The sequence below is a fragment of the Geomonas sp. genome (assembly GCF_056994735.1).
Window position 1 is genome coordinate 1 of record NZ_JBXKJL010000086.1, and the last position, 6,800, is coordinate 6,800.

Below are 6,800 nucleotides of genomic sequence, written 5' to 3' on the forward strand. Positions count from 1 at the left end.
GCAGGCGTTTCACCGTCTTCAACACCGCCACCCGGGATATCCCACATCCCCGGACACTTGATGTGCGGCACATCATCCCTGAGTATCAGCAGTATCTCGTTCTTCGCGTTGACGAAGATCATCGAAGTGCCAACATGTTTGTTTCTCAATGGGTGCAATCAGGTACCTCAGGAAGTGGTAGCAAATACAGCTACAGGATGTGCAGCAACTGCTGGCGCAGGATATCATGCAGAGCTGGCAGCGTTCAATTGAAATAGCCGAAGTGCTTTCAGCCGACCTGCTCAAGAATATTCTCGATGGAACCCGCCTTATCCTTGAGACCAACAATTCCCCTGCAATCCGTGCGGCAATCTGCTATTATGCTCCGGCATTGGTATGAAATTATTAAAGGAGGAGTTGCATGAAAAAGGATTGGCGGATAGAGACCCAGGCGATTCAGGGGGGATACGAACCCAAGGACGGAGACCCACGGATCCTGCCCATCGTGCAGAGCACCACGTTCAAGTTTTCCAGCGCCGAGCACGTGGCCAAGCTTTTCGATCTGGAGGTCGGAGGTCATTTCTATAGCCGGCTCAGCAACCCCACGGCCGAAGGATTCGAAGCCAAGATTGCGGCCATGGAAGGCGGGATCGCGGCCATGGCCACCTCGAGCGGACAAGCGGCAACCACCATGGCCATCATGAACATCTGCCGGGCCGGACAGCACGTGGTGGCAGCGAGTACCCTTTACGGCGGCACCTATTCCCTCTTCGCCAACACCTTCCCCAAGATGGGGATTGAGGTCACCTTCGTCGATCCCGAGGCCGATTCGGCTGTAATCGAAGCGGCCTTCCGCCCAGAAACCCGCGCCCTCTTCGGCGAGACCATCGGCAACCCCGGCCTGAACGTGCTGGATTTCGAAAAATTCGCCGCCATCAGCCAGAAGATGCAGGTTCCGCTTATCATCGACAACACCTTCCCCACCCCGTATCTTTGCAGGCCGATCGAGCATGGCGCCAACATCGTGATCCACTCAGCCACCAAATACATCGACGGGCACGCCACCAGCGTCGGGGGCGTTATCGTGGACGCCGGGAACTTCGACTGGGGCAACGGGAAGTTCCCGGAGATGACGGATCCCGACTCAAGCTACCACGGCCTCAAGTACCTCGAAACCTTCGGGAAGCTCGCCTACATCGTGAAGGCGCGCGTGCAGTTGATGCGGGACCTGGGATCATGTCCCTCCCCCTTCAACGCCTTCCTCTTCAACCTGGGGCTGGAAACCCTTCCCCTTCGGATGCAGCGGCACAGCGAAAACGCCCTGGCCATGGCAAAGTACCTGGAGCGGCACCCTGCAGTGAGCTGGGTCAGCTATCCAGGCCTTGAAAGCCACAAGAGTCATGAGCGGGCCCGCAAGTACCTTCCCAAAGGGGCGAGCGGGGTCCTGACCTTCGGTATCAAGGGGGGCGCCGAGGCGGGCAAGAAGTTCATGGAGAGCTGCGAGGTAATCGCTCTGGTCGTCCATGTCGGCGATGCGAGAAGCTGCGTCCTTCACCCGGCCAGCACCACCCATCGTCAGCTCAGTTACGAGCAGCAGATCGCGTCCGGGGTTACCGCCGACCTGATCAGGCTCTCCGTCGGAATCGAGCACATCGACGACCTCATCGCAGATGTCGAGCAGGCGCTGCAGGCGAGCCAGAAGTAAGAGTCGGCACCTCACCCTCAGTAAGAAGCATCCCGCGTAACAAAAAAGCCGTGGCCCGTACAGTCAAGCTGACGAGCCACGGCTTCTTTATTCCCACTTCCTATTTCAGTACAGAGGGCCGGCGATCTCCAGCTGCGTCAGGTAGAGCCTGGTATCAAATTCCAGTTGATGGTAGGCCGGTTCCATATACTCGCACAGGCTGTAAAAGGCCTTGTCGTGATCCTTCTCCTTCAGATGGGCCAGCTCGTGCACCACGATCATCCTCAGGAACTCGAGCGGAGCATCCTTGAAGAGAGATGCCACCTTGACCTCGTGCTTCGCCTTCAACTTGCTTCCCTGGACACGCGATACGAACGCGTGCAGCCCAAGGGCATCATTGACGGTGCTGATCTTAGGATCATAGGCCACCTTTGAGAGCGGCTGGGATTTCTTGAGATACCGGTTCTTTATATCGATCGTGAAGTCATAGAGCGCCCTGTCGGTCTTGATGTCGTGGCATGAGGGATACTTCTGCAATAACAGCGACGCCAACCTGTTGTCGTCTATAAGCAAGCCGACCTTAGCTCTTACTTCCTGTGAATATCCGGCCAGATACTTGAAAACGCGGTAATCCTTGTTCACTTTCGACTCACTCCCTGAGACCTGTTGCGTGCATCTTGCCGAGACAACTCCCGCAAGCCCGATTCATCCTTCACCATTCACCATTCACCTCTAATGACGAGGCGCGCGGTCGTCCCAACAAAAACAGCCCCGGATGTCTCCGGGGCTGTCAGAAGTGCCAAACTTTGTGTTTAGACCCTTCTTACATTTGCGGCCTGCAGCCCCTTCGGCCCTTTGACTACGTCAAACATGACGTTATCGCCCTCAGCCAGCGACTTGAAGCCGTCGCCGGTGATCGCGGAGAAGTGGCAAAAGACGTCTTCCCCCCCTTCCTGCTGAAGAAATCCAAACCCTTTGCTGTCGTTGAACCATTTAACCGTACCGTTTACCATTTGCTTCCTCCAAATCTGAATGTTAATCCGGGAGCGTCCCGGTCACTCAAGACCATAGCAGCTTTAAACGTTAAAGCAACCCAATAAAGCTCATATTTTGGTCTGATGCCCGAGCTTATTGTCCCTAAGGCTCCTTCGTCTGCTTTCGGATGGCAAGGAAAATGGCTATGACTAATAGTAGTACAGGCACTGCGTTAAGACAGGAACAAGCAGAATAGCAGCAGCATAAAGAGGAAGCAGACGTCATTGGCAAGGCTGCGCCAGTCCTGACTGCAGTACTCTGTAGCAACTACTGCTGGTATCGTATCAGCTTCAGTCCCGGTGAGTGAGCGAAACATCTGTCTCGCCACCTTCTCATCGGCAATCTCGACGACAACCTTTTCCGCAGAGCAGTTATAGACCCGCCACACGGCGTCCTATCTGATCGCCGTCTTACCCTCGGCAAGCCTACGGGCGTAGGAGTCCGAAACGAGCTTCGCGCAGAAGATATCGGCCTCGGGGAGAGCGGCGGCGGCTCGGGCGGGGAATCCCTCGACTTTGGCGGGATTTATTTCCAGGTACATCCACTGATCCTTCCCGGCCTCGGTCTTCACGAGGTATGCCCCCCACTGCCTGACACGAATCACCTTCCTAAGCTCGCCGACGCCGCCGAAGATAGCTTCACCCTGTAGCCGCGGCTTACCCTCCTGCTGCAGCGCCGCCAGCGAATTCACCAGATCGTGCACGGCAACCGACGGTCCTTTCTCCCAAGTCAGTTTGATCTTCTCCGAACGCTTCGCAACCTTGACCGATCCGGAGCCAGCGGTAGCTACGCGCCCCTGGTCGCGGACCGGGGCTTCGTCCGCGGCCGGCAACTCCTGTTGCGATGCTGCGCCGCCGCGAGCCGACTTCCTCCCCTTGCCGGCCTGCACAGCCTCACTTGCCGCTTTCCCGCCAGGCAGGAGCACGGGATTGCCCCGACTCGTCCTGGCCGAGGCGGACGACTTACCCACTCCGTGGCTCGGCGGGGAGGAGTCATCCAGGCCCGTATCCGCATCCGCCGGCACAGCCGCCGCAACGCGTCGGCCTTGCCGATGCAGCTTGGCAAGGACATCGCTTCGGCTGGCAAGGGAGACGCCGCCGCTCAGCACGTACTGTGTCCCCATAAGCGGGTACGGGTTGGAAATCAGCAACGGGAGACATTCCGTGCTGCGACCGAGAGTGGTCCGGTCCAGGAACGTTAAGCCTACTTCGGACAGCACCGGCTCCGTCCTACTCCATGTTTCGAAATCCAGGTCTCGCCGCACCGGGACGCCCCGAAGGAAATCGAGGGCAGGTGCTCTTTTTTCCTTCAAGACCATGATGGCGCAGCTCCACTTCTGAATCTGATCAAGCCTGTGATAGTAGGGTTCGACGGCGGCAACCGCCTCGTAATGTCTGTCCCACCACCCCAGGAAGGTGGCGCTTGGATAATTGGGTTTGCTCTCCCTCCCCGGGAAGAGGGGATCCGAGGACGCGGCATAGACGCGGGTGACGGCAGGCTGGAACAGCAGCTTGTCACCATAGAGGTCGAAGCCCTCGCTCCGCAGGCCGAACCAGAGGCGCGTTTTCGAGAGGCGCACGTAGTCGTCCCAGTAAAGCTTCGGGACCGCGATCTCCCGCATGGTGCGGAATCCTTTCACCGAGGATTTCGGGGCCATACCGCGGTAGTCGAGTGCCCACAACTTGGCCAGCAGATCGGTGTAGAAAAGGATCATGCCGGCGCTGGTCCCCTGCAGGGCGCCGTCATAGCGTGCCGTCTGGTAGGCGTGAACGCTCACCATATTTTTCAGAATATCCGAAAGACGCCGATCCTCTGGCTTGCGCGAATTCTCATAGCGTCGACGCAATTCGAGAAGGGGACCCAGATTGTGCCGGCGCACCAGTCCAAGGGCGGCAGCATTCAGTTCATCCCGATGTATGGAGAAGAGTTCGGCGAGGGAAGGCTCCATCGTGTGCAGCCCGGCGGCGTGCCCGCCCGTCATCCTGAGGATATCGCCCGCGATGCCCTGGTAATCATACTCCGGGTCGAGGGAGAAGCCGACCTGCCCTCCATTCCGGGGCGACATCTGGCGCCGCAGTCGCGCCATCACCTTCGATTTCTTTACTTTCCCGCTGTCCAGCGCCTTCCGCAGCCCCGCATCCGTGCGGAGCAGTTCGGCGTATCTCTCCCTGACCGCCTTCTCCAGCGTTTTAGCGTCAATGCGGGGCGGGTTGTACGCCTGGTACAGGGCGGCAACGTCCTGCACGGTCAAAGCCCTCCGGTCGTGTTGAACGTACTTCCGACCGCCGAGGGTAAGCCGACCGGAGCGCCAGGCGAAGCTTACCAGGTCGTCGATCCGCCCGAGAAAACCCGCAAGTTCACTCGGAGAGGCGACGGTTGCACTGCAGTAACCGTAATCCGGTGTGTAGAAATCCCTTGCGTCCACGACCCCAGCGGAATCCACGACAACCTCCGCTGTCGAAGGATCGAAGCGGTAGCTGAAGAGCGAGACCCTCTCCGGGAGTTTGCCGGAGCCGGAATATCTCCTGTCGATGAGCCCCCCCAGCCGGGGCTTGTCGATGAGCAACTCGGGCGGAGCGACTATTCCCCACTCCTTCGCCGAAATTGCGAAGACCCTCCCGGACGAGACTTCCCCCGGCCGCTCGGCAGCGAGAGCGGGGTGCCGGACCGGCAACTCCCCCTGCTTCCCCGCGGAGACAGCCTTTTTCAGCCCGTACACCGCCCAGTCACGCAACTGTTCGTCCCTCTCGTCGGGAGGGAGGGAGTTAAGAAACGGGGTCAGGTTGGAGATGTCGATCGAGACGGTGTGCTCAGACGTCGCGGAAGGGGCGAGTGTGGCACCGTAGACAGATAGGGAACAGAGAAGAAGGACCAGAGCGGTAGCGGCAACAAGAGGCCGGAACCTTCGGGATTGCAGTTGGACGAAAGGCATGTCGCGCAGTATAGAAAAGAGTGATTCACATTGCAAGATGACATTCGGTGCTAGACTTTGACAGTTGACCGGCTGGCTGGGGAAAAGAACCTTTCAGCCCATGAGTAGGTTCCCATGCAGGAACTACCGGTAAAGGGCTTGCCGATTTAGATGGGCAGAGGAGAGAGCCATGGCTTTCATTTCAGATATTCCTGATCGAAAACCGTCGACGTCGGAGGCCAAGTATTCTTTTGCGCTATCTGCGCTCATTTTCCTTTTCTTCATGTGGGGTTTCATCACCTGCCTCAACGATATCTTGATACCGCATCTTAAAAGCATCTTCTCGCTGAACTACACCCAATCCATGCTGATACAGTTCTGCTTCTTCGCAGCTTACTTTATCATGTCACTGCCGTCGGGGGCGATTATAGAGAAGATAGGGTACAAGAAGGGAATCTGCGCCGGGTTGGTGGTGACTGCCGTAGGTTGCCTTGTTTTTTACCCGGCAGCGGGGCAGCGGTCTTACCCGCTTTTCCTTACCGGTTTCTTCGTCCTTGCCTCCGGCATCACCTTGCTCCAAGTGGCGGCCAACCCTTACGTTACCATACTGGGCACTCCGCAGACCGCGTCGAGCCGCCTTAATCTGACTCAGGCTTTCAACGCCCTGGGCACCACTGTCGCCCCTTACCTCGGCGCGATTTTTATCCTGGCAGTCGCAGTCAAGCCGGCCGAAGATTTGGCGAAAATGCCCCCCGCCGGAGTGGTCGCCTACCGGGCTGCCGAGGCCGCCTCAGTGCAGACCCCTTACCTGTGGATGGCCGCACTGCTCTTCTTCATGGCCGCCATTTTCGCCGTCATAAGGCTCCCGAAAATGGAGGCTGGCATTAGCGAAGCGGAACAGGGCCCAGAGGAAGTGGGTCCACACAGTGCCTGGGGCTACCGGCATTTAAAACTGGGGGCACTCGGCATCTTTCTATACGTAGGCGCCGAGGTCGCCATCGGCAGCTTTCTCGTAATTTACCTGGGGCAGCCTTACATTGGCGATTTGCCACAGGCTAGCGCCGCCAGATATGTGTCCTTCTACTGGGGCGGCGCCATGGTCGGGCGTTTCATCGGTTCCGTAATACAGAGGAAGGTAAGTCCCGCCAAGGTGCTGGCCTTCAACGCCTTCGTCACCGCAACACTGACAGC

Annotated in this window: 7 protein-coding genes; 3 read left to right on the forward strand and 4 right to left on the reverse strand. The window is 58.1% G+C overall.

The features are described from left to right. Positions 1-158: NUDIX domain-containing protein (locus AC11W3_RS03980; protein ID WP_484092536.1), on the reverse strand; the 158-nt coding region annotated here is incomplete at its 3' end. Positions 159-199: 41 nt separating this feature from the next. Here AC11W3_RS03980 and AC11W3_RS03985 point away from each other — a divergent pair. Continuing rightward, positions 200-379, forward strand: a complete 180-nt coding sequence (locus AC11W3_RS03985; RefSeq protein ID WP_484090615.1) for a hypothetical protein — start codon at positions 200-202, stop codon at positions 377-379. Positions 380-400: 21 nt separating this feature from the next. Further along, complete coding sequence (locus tag AC11W3_RS03990) at positions 401-1,684, forward strand: O-acetylhomoserine aminocarboxypropyltransferase/cysteine synthase family protein (RefSeq protein ID WP_484090614.1); 1,284 nt, start codon at positions 401-403, stop codon at positions 1,682-1,684. 105 nt (positions 1,685-1,789) lie between these two features. On the opposite strand, the gene AC11W3_RS03995 is transcribed toward AC11W3_RS03990, so the two are convergent. The 3 genes from AC11W3_RS03995 to AC11W3_RS04005 all read right to left on the reverse strand — a co-directional run bounded on the left by AC11W3_RS03995 (position 1,790) and on the right by AC11W3_RS04005 (position 5,666). Beyond that, positions 1,790-2,305: a M48 metallopeptidase family protein gene (locus tag AC11W3_RS03995; protein ID WP_484090613.1), complete on the reverse strand. Its 516-nt coding sequence runs from the start codon at positions 2,303-2,305 to the stop codon at positions 1,790-1,792. Between the two features lie 170 nt (positions 2,306-2,475). After that, positions 2,476-2,676: a cold-shock protein gene (locus AC11W3_RS04000; RefSeq protein ID WP_484090612.1), complete on the reverse strand. Its 201-nt coding sequence runs from the start codon at positions 2,674-2,676 to the stop codon at positions 2,476-2,478. 416 nt (positions 2,677-3,092) lie between these two features. Beyond that, entirely contained in the window at positions 3,093-5,666 is a 2,574-nt protein-coding gene (locus tag AC11W3_RS04005; RefSeq protein WP_484090611.1) for a hypothetical protein, read from the reverse strand. A gap of 133 nt (positions 5,667-5,799) precedes the next feature. Between AC11W3_RS04005 and AC11W3_RS04010 the strand changes: the two genes are divergently transcribed. Continuing rightward, a partial coding sequence (locus tag AC11W3_RS04010; protein ID WP_484092535.1) for a sugar MFS transporter occupies positions 5,800-6,800 on the forward strand: 1,001 nt, incomplete at its 3' end.